We start from the raw sequence: 19690 nt of genomic DNA on the forward strand, positions 1-19690 counted from the left end.
AGGGAAAGATGGATTCTTTTTTTAACACTCTGGATGATGGGCTGAGTGGTGATGGATTTGATAATGCCGTGAGAGTGTTAGCACTGCAACCCGATGGCAATATGATTGTCGGAGGTGACTTTTTGAGTTTAAATGGGGTTCCGCTATCTTATTTAAGCCGATTGAAACCAGATGGATCAGTAGATGAAGATTTTTTGTTAGGCACCGGCTTGAATGGTAAAGTTTATTCCGTTTTTCTAATGCCCGATGGTAAAATTCTAGTCGGAGGAAGTTTTACGTCTTTTAACGGACATAGTGCTAATAGATTGGTACGATTAAATGCCGATGGTTCATACGATGCTTCATTCAATTCAAGCACGGGTTCTCCAACGGGAATTATTTATGATATTGCTGTACAATCTGACGGGAAAATTGTAATTGTGGGAAGTTTTACAAAATACAATAATGTCACCGTAAATCGTATTGCTCGTATTTTTCCGGATGGTACTCTTGATACCTCTTTTTCTACAGGAGTGGGTTCCTCTCTTAATATTACAAGTGTCAAAGCCTTATCTGATGGAAAACTTATTATTGGAGGTAATTTTTCTTCTTTTAGCGGTAGTGCGGCAAATCGTATTGCAAGATTGAATTCCAATGGAACTATAGATGTAAGTTTTAACACCGGTAGTGCCTTCAACGATGACGTAAATGCTATTGAAATTCAAACCGACGGAAAAATCGTTGTTGGAGGTAATTTTACCGAATTTAACGGAAGTAATGCAAATCGAATCATTCGTCTTAATAGCGACGGAACCCGTGATAGTGCCTTTAACACAACAGGTTCAGGATTTAGCAAAGAAGGTGTTCAGATTTTAAAAATTGATTCTGAAGGAAATATTATGGCAGGAGGTTCGTTTACTGGCTTTTATAATGGAGCCGATGTCAATCGAGTGGTTTTGCTTAATCCGAATGGCGATATCAATACTGATTTTGACATTGGTTCGGGACCTGCATCGGCCCAGGTTTTGGCTTTAGCTTTTGATGATGAAAAATCATGGTTTATAGGTGGTTCATTTTCTATTTTTGATGGAGAAAATCAAGGCAGATTAGCCAAAGTTGATAGCGAAGGAGTACACGACATTTCATACTTAGCAGCTGGAGTAGGTTTTGATAATTCTGTTTTTGATATTCAGGCTTTAGAGAACAATAAAATAATCGCTGCAGGAAGTTTTAAAAAGTTTAATGGCAATCCATCTTCGAGAATTGCGTGTTTGTTGGAAGACGGTACCTTAGATCCTGATTTTAATAAAAACAGCAACGGTGCTGATAATCTAATAAAAGCTCTGATTAAACAAACGGATGGAAAAATTATAGCAGCAGGAAATTTTTTAAAATACAACGATACAGGTTCAAGCCGTATTGTACGAATTTTGAGCGATGGTTCTATTGACGCTAGTTTTAATATCGGAAAAGGATTTAATAATCAGGTTTATTGCTTAGCCTTACAGTCAGACGATAAAATAATTGCAGCAGGAAATTTTGCTTCGTACAACGGAATTGCAGCAGGAAAAATTGTCCGAATACTGCCCAACGGATCTCGTGACACCAGTTTCAATCCGGGAAGTGGTGCAGACGGAATTATACAATCGGTTATTGTACAGCCTGACGGGAAAATTCTGGTTGGGGGTAATTTTTCAAATTTTAATGGCATAGAACACCCAAGACTTGTGCGTCTTAATTCTGATGGTAGTATAGATTCTTCGTTTACTATAGGTTTTGGTTTTGATAAATATATCTATGCCATGGCGTTGCAACCTGATGGTAAAATAGTAATAGGAGGAAACTTTTTGACATTTAATTTGATTTCACAAAAGCGAATTCTACGATTGAATTCAGACGGTAGTTTAGATAACAGTTTCAACTCAGGAGCAGGTTTTAGCAAAGGAGATGTACGCAGTATTTTTGTACAGCCAGATAACAGGATTCTTATTGGAGGAAGTTTTTCAGGAACTTATAAAAATAGTCCTTCACTGCGATTGATACGTGTAATGCAAGACGGGAATTTTGATCCGTCATTCTCGGTTTCGCTCAATAATACATTGTATTCTATGAGGGTTTCTGCAGACTATAGATTGGTGATTGGCGGGAATTTTAATTCGGTCTCAGGGATTTCCAAACATCGAATAGCAAAATTAAAATTATGTTTGGATTCAACCGTTTGGGATGGAAATAATTGGTCAAACGGATTCCCATCTGGAGGTAAGGAAGTTGTGTTTAAAGAAAGTTTCCCTAATCTGACTTCGGCAAATGTTTGCAGTTGCACGATCGAAGGCCAAAAAACAGTTACATTATTAAGTGGGAATACTTTAGGAATTGAGTTTTCTTATACAGGTTTAGGAACCCTTGTTCTTGAAAATTCTGCAAGTCTTTATCAGTCAGATGACGAGATGGTAAATACTGGTATCATACATTTAAAAAGAAAAACACAGCCAGTATTAAAATTTGATTTTACTTATTGGTCATCTCCAGTTGATCATCAAAAGCTGATTGATTTTTCTCCTAATACTTTAGTAGATAAGTACTATTCTTATAATGATGTTTTAGAGAAGTGGAAAATTGAACTTCCTGAAAGCTTTATGACAGTCGGAAAAGGTTACCTTATTAGAGCGCCTCAGAATTATTCGTCCACGCAGAGATCCGTATTTGAAGGTGTTTTTAAAGGTGTTCCTAACAATGGAAAAGTCGAAATAAAATTTGAGAAAGCCGATAGTTTTTGTTTAGTGGGAAATCCCTATCCTTCAGCTGTTGATGCTGCGCTCTTTTTGAAGAAAAACACATCAAAAACTAAAGGAGCTCTTTATTTCTGGACGCACAATACTCCAATAACAAATAATAATTATTCAGCCGACGATTACGCTGTTTATAATCTTTTGGGCGGAACAGCTACGCGTCCTGCGCTTTCATCGGGAATCAATGACTCAGAACCAGATGGTACGATTGCCACGGGACAATCTTTTTTTATTCAAAGTAACACTTCTGGCACTATCGAATTTAACAACAGTATGCGCATTTCTGGTCGAAATAGCTCTTTTTTTAAACCCTTCAAAAAAGAGATAAATACAAACACTGATGAAAAGCATCGAGCCTGGATTAATCTAGAAAATTCTGATGGAGTCTTTAAGCAGATTTTGGTTGGATATACCCCAGATGCTTCTAATTCTTTTGATTTGATGTACGATGCTGAAGATATGAATGCCAACGCAGCAGCTGATTTCTACAGTCTGGCAGACCAGAAAAAATTGGTTATTCAGGGACGGGCAATGGAAACGGCAGAAAATGACATAATTGTCCTAGGATTTAGTACGGTTTTAAAGGGAAATTTCAATCTAAAGTTAGATCACCAAGATGGCTTTTTTAATGAAGCAGATTTATATCTAGAAGATCGAGATTTGAAGATTACCCATAATCTCTCAAACGGTCCGTATAATTTTAACTCAGAAGTCGGTACTTTTAACGAACGCTTTATTTTAAAATTCAAAAAGGAGTTGTTAAACACTCCTGATTATCTGGCTAATAATGCCGAGCTATTTGTTGGTGTAAAGAAAAATACAATTACTATTGAATCTCAAAATCAAGTCATTAGAAAAGTCACTATTTATGACGTCTCAGGTAATCAACTCTATGCTACTACAGTTTTAAAAAATAAGATCCACATTGACGATTTGCGTACAAACCATCAGGTCTTATTTTTAAGAATTCTTTTAAATGATGATACAGTCCAAACCAAAAAAATAATTTTTTAAGATTTGAAATCCAACTTTACTGGTTGGATTTTTTTTATGGAATTAAAATCTAAAATAGGACGCCGAAATAAGGTTAAATTGAATTAACCAAACTCATTTTTTACTGAAAATTTAACAGTTTTTTCTTATAATTGAATAAAGTATGTTCTAAGGTGTTAAAATTCAATGTTTTAACCTAAAACCTGTAATTTAGCGTAAATAAAATCGTACCTTGTTGTAAATTTTTGTCGACAAATAACATTAAAATCCGACGAAACAAAACCATATAAGCCATTAACATTATTTTTTCTACTTCATTTTTACAAAAAAACTTAGTTTTTTAGATTGTATAAGCCCTCAGAAATTGACTGAATTTTAAAGCCTTTTTTTGAGAATAACTACATTTCTTAAAAGATTTTTTTTTTCCTTTTAAGAATGCTTTTTTGAAAAGTGTTTTAAAATTTATAAATGATTTTTTAATAAGCCAGTATTCGATTTTTAATTTTAAAATACCACCAATGAAAAAAAAATTACTTTCGACGCCCCGTACTTTTCAAATTTTTAATGACTCCTTAATAGCTTCTTGCTATAATTTACGGCAAGCTATCTCTAAAATATTTCTACCAGTCATCCTGTTTTTTGTTTCTAATTTAATACACGGACAGGCGACTGTTTCCCATACCTTTGACACAAATAACTCTATCATAGTTCCCAACGGTCTGACTTCGATGAATATTCAGGCATGGGGAGGTGGTGGATCCGGAGGTGGAGCGACCAACTTACCTGCACTTCAGGGGCGATCTGGGTCTGGAGGTGGAGCAGGAGCACGCGCCACAGCTACTATTACAGTTACGCCTGGAGCTACTATATCCGCTTTGGTTGCGACTGCCGTTTCAGGAACAGCAGGAGGAAATGGAACTGCAGGAAATCCTTCGACTATTTCAGGATTTCAGTCGTCTATTTTTGCCCCGGGAGGTTCTGGAGGATTGGGTAATACTGCAGGAGGTACTCTAGCTGGAGGAGCCGGTGGGACAGTAGCCGCAGGTGCTGGTACGGTAACTGCTGGAGGAGATGGAGGACAGGGATTTACATCTGGATTAGCTGCACTATTTACATCTGGAGCAGGAGGAAGTTCTCCCGGCGGTGGAACTGGTGGGGCGAGCCATACTAGTGTAATTGGAGGAGTCAACGAAAATGGACTTCCCGGAGGAATACCAGGCGGAGGCGGAAGTGGGGGAATCATTACTAATACGGGAGAAGTTAGAGCAGGAGGTGCAGGTGCTGCTGGTCGTGTTATTATTAGCTATACTTGTCCAACCTACAGCCTTACTTCTACAAGCGCTGCTCCAACTTGCACAAGTTCGGGAACAACAGTGGTGACAGTGACAGGAGCAGCGGCCAATCTACCAGTTGGATCTTATACTGTTACTTACAATCGGAGTACTCCCAGCGGATCTAATCTTACAGCCACTTTGAGTGTTGCAACTGCTGGAACGGGTACTTTTACTGCTACAGGTTTAACTACAGCTGGTACGAGTACGATTACAATAATCTCTATACGATCAGAAGGTTGTACCTCTACAGTAAATTCAAATAACACAGCGAGTGTAGTAGTTTCAGCGCCTTCGGTGGGTGGTGCAGTTGCTGGAACGACCACAATTTGCTCGGGTGCGACAAGCGGAACTTTAACATTAAGCGGTCATACAGGAACAATAGTAAGATGGCAGTCATCAACAGATGGATTTACAACTTTTACAAATATTGCCAATACTACAACAACATATGCCTCAGGACCATTAACTGCTACAACACAATTTAGAGCAGTAATTCAAAACGGGGTATGCGCAACTGCGAATTCAACTCCAGCTGTAATAACCGTAAATCCTTTACCACAAGGAAGCTTGACAGCCAATGGGCCATTTTGCGATACGGGCGCAGGGCAGCTTACCTTTACGGCTAGTGCAGGAACAGGACCCTATACTGTTGTTTATAATGATGGAACAGCAAATCGCACGGTCGCTAATGTTGTAAGCGGAACACCATTTAATGTTTTTACTACTCCAGTAACAAGCACTACGACTTATACTCTGGTATCGGTTACAGGAGCAAATAGCTGTGTGCGAACTACTGGTTTTACAGGACCTTCAGCAACGATTACAGTCGGTATTACGCCACGAGGAAGTTTAACTTCCAATGGCCCACTTTGTTCGACAGGTACTGGGCAATTAACCTTTACAGCTACTGAGGGAATGGCTCCTTTTACTATTGTTTATAATGATGGTACAGCCAACCGTACTGTTACGGGAGTAGTGAGTGGTACGCCGTTTAATACATTTATTAATCCAGTAACAAGTAATACAACTTACACTTTAGTTTCAGTAACGGGAGCAGATTCCTGTGTCAGAACTAGCGGTTTTCCTACTGGGCCCACAACAATTACCGTGAATCCATCTCCTCAAGGCAGTTTGACAGCTAATGGCCCTTTTTGTGCAACTGGCGCAGGTCAGCTGACTTTTACGGCAACTGCCGGAACAGGGCCTTATACCGTTGTTTATAACGATGGAACAGCCAATCGTACTGTAACAGGAGTAGTAAGCGGCACGCCTTTTAATACTGCAATTGCGTCAGTCACAAATACTACAACATATACACTGGTTTCAGTTACTGGAGCTAACTCTTGCGTTAGGACTACTGGTTTTACAGCAGGCTCGGCAACGATTACTGTAAATCCTCTGCCTCAAGGAAGTTTGACTGCCAATGGCCCGTTTTGTACAACAGGCGCTGGTCAGCTGACTTTTACCGCAACAGCGGGAACAGGGCCTTATACTGTTGTTTATAACGATGGAACAGCCAACCGTACGGTTAGTGGAGTAACAAGCGGTACGCCGTTCAACACCTTTACGACTCCAGTTACCGCTACGACCACTTATACTTTGGTTTCCGTAACCGGTGCTAATTCTTGTATTAGAAGCAGTGGCTTTACGACAGGTTCGGCAACGATTACCATAAATCCACTACCGCAAGGAAGCTTGACGGCCAATGGCCCTTTTTGTGAAACAGGCGCTGGTCAGCTTACTTTTACGGCAACTGCCGGAACGGGGCCTTATACTGTTGTTTATAACGATGGAACAGCCAACCGTACAGCCAATAATGTCACAAGCGGTACGCCGTTCAACACCTTTGCGACTCCGGTCACCGCTACGACCACTTATACTTTGGTTTCCGTAACTGGTGCCAATTCATGTATTAGAAACAGCGGCTTTTCGGCAGGCTCGGCAACGATTACCGTAAATCCTCTGCCTCAAGGAAGCTTGACTGCCAATGGCCCTTTTTGTGCAACCGGAGCAGGTCAGCTTACTTTTACAGCAACTGCGGGAACGGGGCCTTATACAGTTGTTTATAATGATGGAACAGCCAACCGTACAGTCAATAATGTTACAAGCGGTACGCCGTTCAGCACCTTTACGACTCCGGTTACCGCTACGACCACTTATACACTGGTTTCCGTAACCGGTGCCAATTCATGTGTCAGAAGCAGCGGCTTTACGGCAGGCTCGGCAACGATTACCGTAAATCCTCTGCCACAAGGAAGCTTGACGGCCAATGGCCCTTTTTGTGAAACAGGCGCAGGTCAGCTTACTTTTACAGCAACTGCTGGAACGGGGCCTTATACAGTTGTTTATAATGATGGAACAGCCAACCGTACAGTCAATAATGTCACAAGCGGTACGCCGTTCAGCACCTTTACCACTCCGGTTACTGCTACAACCACTTATACTCTGGTTTCCATAACTGGTGCCAATTCTTGTATAAGAAACAGCGGCTTTACGGCAGGCTCGGCAACGATTACCGTAAATCCTCTTCCGCAAGGAAGCTTGACGGCCAATGGACCGTTTTGTGCAACCGGAGCAGGTCAACTGACTTTTACGTCAACTGCCGGAACGGGGCCTTATACAATTATTTATAATGATGGAACAGCGAACCGTACAGTCAATAATGTTACAAGCGGTACGCCGTTCAATACCTTTACCACTCCGGTTACTGCTACAACCACTTATACACTGGTTTCAGTTACTGGAACCAATTCATGTGTTCGTACTAGTGCTTTTACGGGAGGTTCTGCGACCATCACGGTAAATCCGACTCCAGCGCCGTCTTTTACAGCTCAACCTGCAGCTTCAGTATGTGTAAATACATTTGTTACATATACTACACAATCTGGACAATCGAATTATGTTTGGACTGTTTCTGGAACTTTGGGTAACGATTACAATGTAGTATCCGGAAGTCTTTCTAATACCAGTGATTCGGTAACATTAGAATGGCTAACAATAGGCAATAAAACTGTTACAGTTGGGTATACGTCACTCGGATGTCCTTCAAGTGTGAATGCCTCTAATACAACCACAGTAATAAGAACAGTTAGGGGCGTAGTTAATGGTGGTACTGCTATTTGTAGCGGCAGTCCGAGTCCGTTACTGACTCTAAATGGATATACAGGTACTATTGTGAGATGGGAGTACGCAGAAGCTATTCCGTATGTTTGGCAACCGATCAGTCATACGGGCAATACCTACCAACCAGGAATATTGGCCACGAGTACCAGCTATCGAGCTGTTGTTCAAAATGGGTCTTGTCCTGAAGAAGGTTCTATTGAAACCAGAATCGATGTCGAACCAAAACCTTCTACACCTGGATTTGGAACAATTGTACAGCCAACATGTGTTAGCTCCGTAGGAAGTGTTGTTTTAACCGGTTTGCCGTCAACGCCTAACTGGACAATCACTCAAACAGGAACAGTTAACCAGACCTATACTGCTACTGGAACGACTTATACGATAAATAATCTTGCTCCTGGAACGTATACTTTTACCGTTTACAACACATCAATTTGTCTTTCTGATCCTACGGCTAGCCTCGAAATAGCTGCTCCAAGTACCAATATCTGGAACGGAACTAGTTGGTCTAAAGGAAGTCCGCCTTCTATTACTGATGCGATTCGATTTTCAGGAGATTACTCAACAACCGGAAATTTAAGCGGCTGTTCTTGTGTTATTGATCCTGGTGTAACCGTTACTGTAAATTCTAATCATACCTTAACAATTACAAATTCGGTAACTAATAGTGGAGGAAGTTTTATTTTCGAAAATAATTCTAGTTTGTATCAGACAACCGATGCTGTAAACACAGGAAATATTACTTATAGAAGAAACACCATGCCAGTGCGTCGCTACGATTTTACTTATTGGTCGTCACCAGTTACACGCTTGCCGGCGTTTACATTACAAAACCTTTCTCCTGGTACTCTGTTGGATAAATATTATAAATACAATGCCGCTGGAGACAGCTGGGTAATTATAAATTATGGAACAGAAGAAATGGCAAAAGGTGTGGGGTATAATGTTCGGGCGCCTCAGAGCTTTAGTACAACAATTCCGGCTGTGTATAATGCGGAGTTCATAGGTGTTCCAAACAATGGGCCAGTTTCTGTGCCGCTGGGAGGTGTAGATAAATGGAACCTAATCGGTAATCCGTATCCGTCTGCTGTGTACGCAGATCAGTTTATTGTTGACAATGCTGCAAATTTATACGGTACTCTTTATTTCTGGACACATAATTCGCTTCCAAGCGGTTCGGTTCCAGGAACGGCGCAGAACAATTATACTTCAGTGGATTATGCTATTTATAATTTAAGCGGTAGTACAACCGTTGGGAATATGTCTGGCACTGGAGCTACCTCGCCAGGAAATACTGCCGAGCCTTTAGGATATATTGCAGCAGGACAGTCATTTTTTGTGCAATCTAAAAATGCTTCTTCGGCAGCTTTCACTAATTCTATGCGTGTTCCCGGAAATAACAGCCAGTTCTATAGAACCACAGCCTCTTCGGCTATTGAAAGACACAGGGTATGGATTAATTTAAGAAATAAAGAAGGCGCTTTTAAACAAATTCTAATAGGTTATGTCGAAGGTGCTACAAACGGCTGGGATACCAACTACGATGCTGTTACGATGGACAGTAATAAATTTTTAGATTTTTACAGTATAAATGCAGACAAAAAACTTGTTATTCAAGGGCGTGCCCTACCTTTTACAGGGCTCGAGGTTATTCCGCTTGGATACAAATTAAACATAAGTGGTGAATTTTTTATCGAAATTGATCATGCCGACGGTCATTTAAATGTTATTCCGGTATTCCTTAAAGACAAGGCAACTGGGATTACTCATAATCTACAAAAAAGCAATTATACTTTTACCAGCAATACGGGTGTTTTTACGGACCGTTTTGAGCTTAGTTTTGGCTTGGTTAATCTAGATACTGAAGATTTTGAGAAAACAGATAGCGCTATTTATGTTTCGGTGAAGGATAAACAGATAACAGTTAATTCTCAAATGATGAATGAAAATCTCAAAGATATCGCAGTGTATGATATTTCTGGAAAGCTGTTATATGATAAAAAGAACATAGGAAATGCTCAATATGAAATTTCGAATCTGCAGTCTGCCGAACAGGTTTTGGTATTAAAAATTACCTTAGACAATGGAAGCATAGATACAAAGAAAATTATATTTCGATAAATAATAGCCCAATAGAACCACAAAAAAAACATCCGCCGCGGCGGATGTTTTCTATTTTAAAAAGTTTTTTCTAAATACTGATGTGTATTTCGGATTGCTTTTTCATTCTTATAATCAATCCATTTCTGACCTTTTATTTTTCGCATCATGACATCAAAATGGCGCATTATCAAAACATTGTAAGCTGCTTTTGATAAATTGCTGATACTTTTAGGAAAAGAGCGAAGGCTCATCGAAAATCCTGGTGTCAAATATTTCATATAATGCCAATATCCTTCTGGCATATAAAGCATTTCGCCATGCTTTAAATTAGTGATAAAGCCTTCTACATTTTTAAGGGCTGGGAATTTTTCGTAATCAGGATTGTCAAAATCGATATCTTCTCGAGAAATCAATGCATGAGGTACCTTATACATATATTTTGATTGGTCTGGAGCAAAAATCATGCATTGTTTTTCTCCGTGAAAATGAAAGTGTAGAATGTTCGAATAGTCAATATCATAATGCATAAAGACTTTTGAATTCTCTCCTCCAAAAAACAACATCGGCAGCTGCTTTACGAGTTTTAAACCAATATCAGGCCATAAGAAGTCATTTTTTAACGACGGAACCTGTTTCATAAGATTATATAAGAAAATACGATAATTGGTTGGCTTTTCTTCCAAAAGGTCGATGTATTCGCTCATTTTCATTCGAGTATGAGCTTCATTAAAACCATCTTCGTGATTAACAGGTCTGTCATCGTAAAGAGGTACGGTGAGATCGCCTGCAATTTCTTTCATATAAGATAATTTCCATTTATTGTAGGCGGGCCAGTCTTCGGTCAGTTCTTCAATAACAACGGGAATTTGGTTTTTTACATATTGGGAAACAAAATCTTCTTTCGAGATTTTTTTCACCCTTTCTATTTGTTTTAATTTCATTTGATAAATAAAAAATTGCTTATAACACTGAGTTACAAGCAATTTAAAAATATTTATCGAAATAAATTAACTCTTTCGCTTAAATTTTTGCTTTAATCGATGCGTCAACATTTCTTTCAATCGTATGTCCTGGTCTTGACCATTTTGGTTTTTCTCCTAAAGAGGCATATTGAGAATCTGCTGCTTCAACTGTTTTTGGCTGCATGATTTTAATGAAAGGCTTTTGAGGCACCATTCCTAATGTTTCAAACATTTTCATGTCTTCATTAACATCCGGATTTGGAGTCGTAAGCAGTTTATCGCCCGCAAAAATAGAATTGGCTCCAGCAAAGAAACACATGGCTTGCCCTTCACGTGACATATTGGTTCTTCCGGCAGATAAGCGAACTTGTGTTTCTGGCATTACAATTCGAGTAGTCGCCACCATACGAATCATTTCCCAAATTTCTACAGGTTGCTCTTCTTCCATCGGAGTTCCTTCAACGGCTACCAACGCATTAATTGGCACCGATTCTGGCTGCGGATTTAAAGTTGAAAGCGCCACAAGCATTCCTGCTCTGTCTTCGATGCTTTCTCCCATTCCGATGATGCCGCCACTGCAAACGGTTACGTTTGTTTTGCGGACATTCTCGATAGTCTGTAGACGGTCTTCGAATCCGCGTGTCGAGATTACATCTTTATAATATTCCTCAGAAGTATCTAAATTGTGATTGTAGGCATACAAGCCAGCTTCCGCTAGACGTTTTGCCTGATTTTCGGTAAGCATTCCAAGCGTGCAGCACACTTCCATATCCAGTTTGTTGATGGTGCGCACCATTTCTAGAACCTGGTCAAACTCTTCTCCATCTTTTACGTTTCTCCAAGCTGCTCCCATACAAACTCTAGACGATCCGCTTGATTTTGCTCTCAAAGCCTGAGCTTTTACCTGACTTACGGTCATTAAGTCATTTCCTTCAACTCCAGTGTTGTATCGTGCGGCTTGTGGGCAGTAACCGCAATCTTCAGGACATCCTCCGGTTTTAATAGAAAGTAAGGTTGAAACCTGAACAACGTTTGGGTCGTGTTGTTGTCTGTGAATGGTTGCCGCTTCATAAAGCAGATCCATTAATGGTTTATTATATATGGCGATAATTTCGTCTTTGGTCCAATTGTGTTTTGTAATGCTCATTGATACATTGTTTTTGAAGTTTCAAAAGTAACTAAATTGTTCTAATCAGCAATACCGAATATTTTGAATTGAAGATTAGGCGGTCTTTTAAAAAAAGAAGCACTTTAAAATCATAAAATGTTATTCTATGATTTTAAAGTGCCGCGATTTTAGTATTTATTCAGGAAATTAATCAGCTGCATATTTGTTGTTCCAATACAGCATCATCATTAATGTAACGATTACTGAAGAAGCAATTCCTTCAAATAACAAACAGATGCAGTAAGTAGGAACAGAAGGATTTCCTCCAAACATAAAAGTCTCAGAGAGTGTTTTTATATAAGCATCGCCTCCTCTAGCATAACTATAAACCAATAACCCAAATACACTCATTGATACACCAACAACCGAAGTGGTCATTGCAGAAACAGCATTAGACACAAAATTGGTTTCACCTTCGTGAAGATTCATCTGCATTGTCCTGTTTACACCATAAAATATAAAGAAAACATTAAGTGTTCTTAGGTAAAACAAATCTGCCAATCCCAGTACATTCATCAATAAAAAATAAATGCCAATTCCGAGAAAAATCAAAAAACCGTTGGTAATTTCTTTAGGTAATTTCATAGTGGTTATTTTTAAAGAAGTTAATAGTAAATATTTGGAAAACAGAGTTCTGTATCAAATTTACTAAAAAAACAACTACGATGATTTAAAAACAGACAAAAAGTCTATTGCTTAAATTATGCGATTTTTGAAATAAAAGCTAAGGCAGATAACCGGTCTTGAGCTAACTGATTTTTCAGCAATTCTACCGATCCGAATTTTTGTTCTTCGCGAATGTATTGCAACAGAGAAACTTCAATTTCCTGGTCGTAAATATCTTTGTCAAAATCAAAAAGGTGTACTTCAATAGTTTGCCGTTCGCCGTTGACAGTCGGATTGAAACCAATATTCATCATTCCAAAAACAGTTTCTCCTTCAATAGTTGCTTTTACAGCATAAACACCCGTTTTCGGAATCAGTTTGTATTCTTCTTCAATTGCGATATTGGCAGTTGGAAAACCGATTGTTCTTCCGAGTTGTTTTCCTTTCACTACTTTTCCGGTCAGGAAATAATTGTAGCCCAGATATTCATTGGCCAAAGCCATATTTCCTTCTTGAAGCGCTTTTCTGATTTTCGTCGAACTTACCGAGACATCCTGAATTTCCTGAGCCGAAATTTGCTCCACTTCAAAACCATATGCAGCGCCAAAAGCAATCAGATGGTCGATATTTGCAGTCCTGTTTCGGCCAAAACGATGATCGTGTCCAATAATTATTTTATGAATTTTGAATTGATCGACTAATATAGAATGAACAAATTCTTCTGCTGTTAATCTTGAAAAATTTTCATTAAACGGATGAATGACAAGATTCTCGATTCCGGTTTTTTCCAGAAGTTTTGTTTTTTCAGAAATGGTATTTAAAAGTCGGATTTCTGATTTTTCTTGAAGAACCATTCTTGGATGCGGAAAAAAAGTAAGCACAAGACTTTCGTATTTTCCGTTTTCAGTTTGCTGGGTAATACGTTCCAGAATTTTTTTGTGACCAATATGAACGCCGTCAAAAGTGCCTAGAGTTAATATGGTTTTCTTGGCAGACTGAAAATCGTTTATAGAATTGAAGAGCTTCAAAACAAATTATTTAAAGATGCTGCAAATTTATACTTTTCTATTTTAAATTTAATAGTAATCTGTCGCTGATTTTTGACTAATAAAGCTTTTTCTTTTCGTCTAAATGAATGTACTCGTCGACAAAAAACGATTAATTGTCGTATATAACATAAGAATTTGATTTAATTGATTTATTTTTGAATATCAATTCCCTAAACATGAAAAAATTATTACTTTTTATTTTTCTTTTTTCTTGCAGTATTGGTGTTTTTGCACAAAAAGATAATTTGTGGCAACAGATAAATTCTGTTTCTTCGTTTAGAAAATCGACTGCGACTGTAGAATCAGCTAAAAAGTATTATACCTTAAATACAACCTCCTTAAAAGAAAAGTTGGTCTCGGTAAATGGGAAAACCGCAAAAGAAAATCCCACCGAAATCACGATTCCGAACAGTGAAGGAGTTTTAGAACGATTTTCAGTTTGGGAATCTTCAAATTTTGATCCAGAACTGCAAGCAAAATATCCAGAAATCAGAGCTTACGAAGGAAGAGGAATCGATGATAAATCGGCCAAAGTTCATTTCAGCGTTGCACCTATAGGAATTCAGACTATGGTTTTTCGTCCAGCGAAATCGACCGAGTATATCGAGCAGAATCCAGAAAACACATCAGAGTATGTTGTTTTTAAAGCCACTGACAATGCAGATAAAAAAATGCGTTTAGAATGTAAGACCGCAAATGTAAGTCTGGCAGATGCATCTTCGTCAAAGACAGCCAAAACGGCCGCAAATACTAAACAATTTAAAACGCTTCGTCTAGCATTATCCTGCACAGGAGAATACACTGCGTTTCATGGCGGTACAAAGGCAGCCGCTCTTGCGGGAATGAATGCGACCTTAACACGTGTCAATGGCGTATTCGCAAAAGATTTGGCAGTAAAAGTTGTTCTCATTGCCAACAACGATGCGATTATTTATACCAATGCTTCAACCGACCCGTATTCTAATGCGTCTGCAGGTGCATCTCAAACTAATCCGACTTGGGGTCAAGAGGTTCAAAGCACCTTGACTTCAGTTATCGGAAATGCAAATTATGATATTGGACATTTATTTGGGGCTTCGGGCGGAGGCGGAAATGCCAACTGTATAGGATGCGTTTGTGTAAATCCGACAACGGGTAATCCGCTTGCAAAAGGGAGTGCTTATACTTCTCCGGCTGATGCAAAACCGCAGGGTGATACTTTTGATATCGACTTTGTGGCGCACGAAATGGGACATCAATTGGGAGCAACTCATACATTTTCGCACACTAGCGAAGGTACCGGAACTCAATATGAGCCAGGAAGCGGTTCTACGATTATGGGATATGCTGGAGTAACTGGAAGTTATGATGTGCAGAATTTTTCTGATGATTATTTTTCGTACGGAAGCATTCTTCAAATCCAAACAAATCTTGCCGGAAAATCTTGTCCTGTCACTACAGCGATTGCAAATAATCCTCCAATCATAAATGCTGGTCTAGATTATACAATTCCGAAAAGCACTCCTTTCATTTTAACGGGAACTGGTACAGATCCAGAAGGCAATGCGATAACCTATACTTGGGAACAGTTTGACAGCGCTGTTACCACTTTTAACGCAAACTCTGTAGCTTATCCTGCCAAACCAGACGGACCGATGTTTAGGTCGATTGCGCCCTCGACTTCTCCGATACGGTATATGCCAGCTTTAAGTTCTGTGCTCAATAATGTATTGACAACAACTTGGGAGTCGGTTTCTTCTGTTAACAAAACAATGAATTTTACCCTTACCGGAAGAGACAATGCAGCCGGAGATACAGCACAAACCGGAACAGATGCGATGGTAGTTACAGTAAATGCCAACACAGGGCCTTTTGCAGTGACTTCGCAAAACACAGATAATATAGGATGGGAGAGAGGATCTTCTCAGACCATTACTTGGAGCGTCAATAGTACCAATACGCTTCCGGGTTCTGCCAATGTAAATATTAAATTGTCTTTAGACGGCGGCTTAACATTTCCTGTGGTGTTGGCTTCTAATACGCCAAACGATGGTTCTGAAACAGTTGTAGTGCCAAGCGGAATAAATGTTTCTGGTAACTGCAGGCTTTTGGTAGAACCTGTAGGAAATATTTATTATGCAGTAAACAGCAGACCTTTTGCGGTAGGATACACTGTTTCTACAGATTGTGGATCGTACAGTGTTGGTAATGCTTATAGTATTCCTTTCGGCTCATCGTATTTAGATAAAACAGTAACTGTTCCTGCTTCTACAGGAACTGTCTCAGATGTGAATGTTCTGGTAAATGTAACGCATGCCAAGTTATCAGATTTAGAAATGCAACTTGTAAGTCCGAGCGGCACAGTGGTGCGCTTGTTCAATAGAAGCTGCGACGGTACAAATTCGACGTTATCATTGCAGTTTGACGATGAAGGAGCACCTTTAAGTTGCAGCGCAACCACAAACCAAATTGTGATTCCAGTTGATGCTTTAAGTGCTTTTAACGGAGAAAATCAGCAAGGAAATTGGACTTTTAGAGTTCGTGATAATGTGACTGGTGGTTTCGGGACTATAAATTCGGCTTCAATAAATATTTGCAGTAAGACCTATACTCTAGGAACATCAGATTTTGAGAATCTAAATTTTGCGCTTTATCCAAATCCGAACAAAGGTAATTTTTCGATTCAATTCGAAAGTAATTCCAATACAGGAGTAAAAATTTTGGTGCATGACATTTTGGGAAGAACAGTCTACAGCGCAGATTTTGAGTCTGTGGCCGATTTCAATCAAAATATTCAGCTTCCAAATCCAACTTCAGGAATTTACTTTGTAACGATTATCGACGGAGAAAGAAGAACCGTAAAAAAAATAGTAGTCAATTGATAATGTTAACCCGTTGGGTGAAATAGCTTCATTCAAAAATTAAAATCTCATCTGCTAAAATCTGCATAAATCCTTTTGTTTATAAATTTTCACGCAGATTCAAACAGATTTAATCTCTAAGCTGATTTAATAGGATTGAAAAAAATAATTTCAATCAAAAGGTTAATGAGCCATAGCGATACAGATTACGCTAATTTTAGCTCCAGGAATTTTTAGCAATGCTCGAGAACAGGCTTCTAAAGTCGCACCAGTGGTCAAGACATCGTCTACAAGAACGAAATGTTTGTCTTGGTCTGTTTCTTTAAAATGAATGTCAAAAATGTTTTCAATGTTTTCAGACCTTCCTAGTAGATTTTTTTTGGACTGGGTCTTGGCGTATTTTTTTCGATATAAAATGGTGTCGTTATAAGTTAGTTGTAAGCCTTCTGCAATCGCTTTTCCAAAATTGGCGGTTTGGTTATAGCCTCTTTCCTTAAATTTCTTTTTATGAAGCGGTACCGGAATCACGACTTCAAACGGACTAGCGAGTTGCAGTTCCTTTAGTTCTTCTGCATACCAGCTTCCTAAAACTGTTCCGATTTCCTGATGGCCTTTGTATTTTAAATTATGAATGAGCTCCTGAACAATCCCTTTTTTATTAAAATATAAAAATGTCGAAACATGTTGCATGTCAATCTTGCCGTAGAACTTTTTTGAGGCTTCGTTTTTTGGATCTAAATAATAATGGGTCAAAGGCATTTCATGTCTGCAGATTGTGCAGAAAACTATTTCGTTAGACATCAAAATCTTATGACAGCCGCTGCATACTTTCGGGAAAAATAGGTTTAAAAGAAAATTAATCACAAAACACAGGAATTTATTTACAAAAATAACGAAAATGCCGTTTCAAACTTTATAATTTTTCTTTTTTTTAAAGGTACTTTTTATATTTTTGCATCACTATGGCAAAACAAGAAGATATATTTAAGAATGTGGTTTCGCACGCAAAAGAGTACGGATTTATTTTTCCGTCAAGCGAAGTTTACGACGGTTTAAGTGCTGTATACGATTACGCACAAAACGGGGTCGAATTAAAAAAGAATATCCGTGAATATTGGTGGAAATCAATGGTTCAGATGAATGAAAATATTGTCGGCCTTGATGCTGCGATATTGATGCATCCAACAACCTGGAAAGCTTCTGGTCACGTTGATGCTTTCAATGATCCGTTAATTGATAATAAAGATTCTAAAAAAAGATATAGAGCAGACGTTTTAGTTGAAGATTTTGCTGAAAAAATTCACCAAAAAGCGCAAAAAGAAATTGACAAAGCAAAAGCTCGTTTTGGAGACGCATTCAACGAACAAGAATTTGTAACTACAAACGCTCGTGTTATTGAATATTTGGCTAAAGAAAAAGAAATTAGAGAACGTTTAGGGCGTTCTTTAGGAGCTGGAGATTTAGACGATGTAAAAGCTTTGATCGAAGAGCTTGAAATAGCTGATCCTGAAACGGGTTCTAAAAACTGGACTGATGTAAAACAGTTCAACTTAATGTTTGGAACTAAATTGGGTGCTTCTGCAGAAAATGCGATGGATCTTTATTTACGTCCAGAAACGGCTCAAGGTATTTTCGTAAACTTTTTGAATGTTCAGAAATCTGGTCGTATGAAAGTTCCTTTCGGAATTGCCCAAACGGGTAAAGCGTTCAGAAACGAGATTGTAGCAAGACAATTTATTTTCCGTATGCGTGAATTCGAACAAATGGAAATGCAATTTTTTGTACGTCCGGGAGAAGAAATGCAATGGTACGAACACTGGAAAGAAACGCGTCTAAAATGGCACTTGTCTTTAGGTCTGGGCAAAGAAAACTACCGCTACCATGATCACGAAAAATTAGCACACTACGCAAATGCGGCAGCAGATATCGAATTTAATTTCCCATTCGGATTTAAAGAATTGGAAGGAATTCACTCTCGTACAGATTTCGACTTAAAAGCGCACGAAGAATACTCAGGAAGAAAACTACAATATTTTGATCCGGAGTTAAACGAAAACTATGTTCCTTACGTAGTAGAAACTTCTGTTGGTTTAGATCGTATGTTTTTGGCAGTTTTTGCTACTTCATTAAAAGAGGAAACTTTAGAAGACGGTTCTACAAGAACTGTTTTACAGTTACCGGCAGTTTTAGCTCCAACTAAAGCAGCGGTTTTACCATTAATTAAAAAAGATGGTTTGCCAGAAATTTCAAGAAAAATCATTGAAGATTTGAAGTGGGATTTCAATGTGGCTTATGATGAAAAAGATGCTGTAGGACGTCGTTACAGAAGACAGGATGCTTTAGGAACGCCTTTCTGTATCACAGTAGATCATCAAACTCTTGAAGACGAAACAGTAACCATCCGTCACCGAGATACAATGAAACAAGACCGTGTAAAAATTACTGAATTAAGAGGTATTATCGAAAACGAAGTTTCGATGAAAAACTGGTTAATGAAGATGTAATTTTTTCTGAATACTATTCAAAATCCCAAATTCTAATGCTGAATTTGGGATTTTTTTGTTTAACGAAAGGCATTAAACTTTTCACCACTATTTTTCAAACTTTTTAAACTTTAACATTTTGGATTAATGTGTTAACAATGAGTGTTTTGAATTTCAAATATTCGTAATTTTAAGTGTAAGTAAAAGACTAAATCCAATTTTTTTTCTCAGTTTTCACAAATAATTGTTTCTTTAACAAAA

9 protein-coding genes are annotated in these 19690 nt (G+C 38.5%); 4 read left to right on the forward strand and 5 right to left on the reverse strand.

Annotated elements, in window-relative coordinates; all coding sequences use genetic code 11:
• The first annotated feature begins 8 nt into the window (after window positions 1-8).
• Together E0W73_RS11345 and E0W73_RS11350 are read left to right on the forward strand one after the other, a co-directional pair.
• A complete protein-coding gene (locus E0W73_RS11345; protein WP_135222200.1) occupies window positions 9-3782 on the forward strand; it encodes a calcium-binding protein in 3774 nt (1257 codons plus the stop codon).
• Window positions 3783-4279: 497 nt separating this feature from the next.
• Window positions 4280-10339 (forward strand): T9SS sorting signal type C domain-containing protein, encoded by a 6060-nt coding sequence (locus E0W73_RS11350; protein ID WP_135222201.1) that lies wholly within the window; start codon window positions 4280-4282, stop codon window positions 10337-10339.
• Between the two features lie 56 nt (window positions 10340-10395).
• On the opposite strand, the gene E0W73_RS11355 is transcribed toward E0W73_RS11350, so the two are convergent.
• The 4 genes from E0W73_RS11355 to E0W73_RS11370 form a co-directional block, all read right to left on the reverse strand.
• Window positions 10396-11262: a cupin-like domain-containing protein gene (locus E0W73_RS11355; RefSeq protein ID WP_208730536.1), complete on the reverse strand. Its 867-nt coding sequence runs from the start codon at window positions 11260-11262 to the stop codon at window positions 10396-10398.
• Window positions 11263-11341: 79 nt separating this feature from the next.
• A complete protein-coding gene (bioB, locus tag E0W73_RS11360; protein WP_135222202.1) occupies window positions 11342-12430 on the reverse strand; it encodes a biotin synthase BioB in 1089 nt (362 codons plus the stop codon).
• 168 nt (window positions 12431-12598) lie between these two features.
• Window positions 12599-13036 carry a hypothetical protein gene (locus tag E0W73_RS11365; RefSeq protein ID WP_135222203.1) on the reverse strand — a complete coding sequence of 146 codons (438 nt, stop codon included), beginning with the start codon at window positions 13034-13036 and terminating at the stop codon, window positions 12599-12601.
• Window positions 13037-13152: 116 nt separating this feature from the next.
• Complete coding sequence (locus E0W73_RS11370; protein ID WP_135222204.1) at window positions 13153-14085, reverse strand: bifunctional riboflavin kinase/FAD synthetase; 933 nt, start codon at window positions 14083-14085, stop codon at window positions 13153-13155.
• A gap of 197 nt (window positions 14086-14282) precedes the next feature.
• On the opposite strand from E0W73_RS11370, the gene E0W73_RS11375 reads away from it, so the two are divergent.
• On the forward strand, window positions 14283-16967 hold the full coding sequence (locus E0W73_RS11375; RefSeq protein WP_135222205.1) for a zinc-dependent metalloprotease: 2685 nt from the start codon (window positions 14283-14285) through the stop codon (window positions 16965-16967).
• Between the two features lie 162 nt (window positions 16968-17129).
• On the opposite strand, the gene E0W73_RS11380 is transcribed toward E0W73_RS11375, so the two are convergent.
• The gene (locus E0W73_RS11380) at window positions 17130-17747 is read right to left on the reverse strand and encodes a ComF family protein (protein WP_135222206.1); all 618 of its coding nucleotides are present in this window, start codon (window positions 17745-17747) and stop codon (window positions 17130-17132) included.
• A 161-nt stretch (window positions 17748-17908) separates the two neighbouring features.
• Between E0W73_RS11380 and E0W73_RS11385 the strand changes: the two genes are divergently transcribed.
• Window positions 17909-19450 (forward strand): glycine--tRNA ligase, encoded by a 1542-nt coding sequence (locus tag E0W73_RS11385; RefSeq protein WP_135222207.1) that lies wholly within the window; start codon window positions 17909-17911, stop codon window positions 19448-19450.
• The last annotated feature ends 240 nt before the right edge of the window (window positions 19451-19690 follow it).

Origin of the sequence: Flavobacterium foetidum (genome assembly GCF_004634245.1) — a bacterium.
Classification (GTDB): domain Bacteria; phylum Bacteroidota; class Bacteroidia; order Flavobacteriales; family Flavobacteriaceae; genus Flavobacterium; species Flavobacterium foetidum.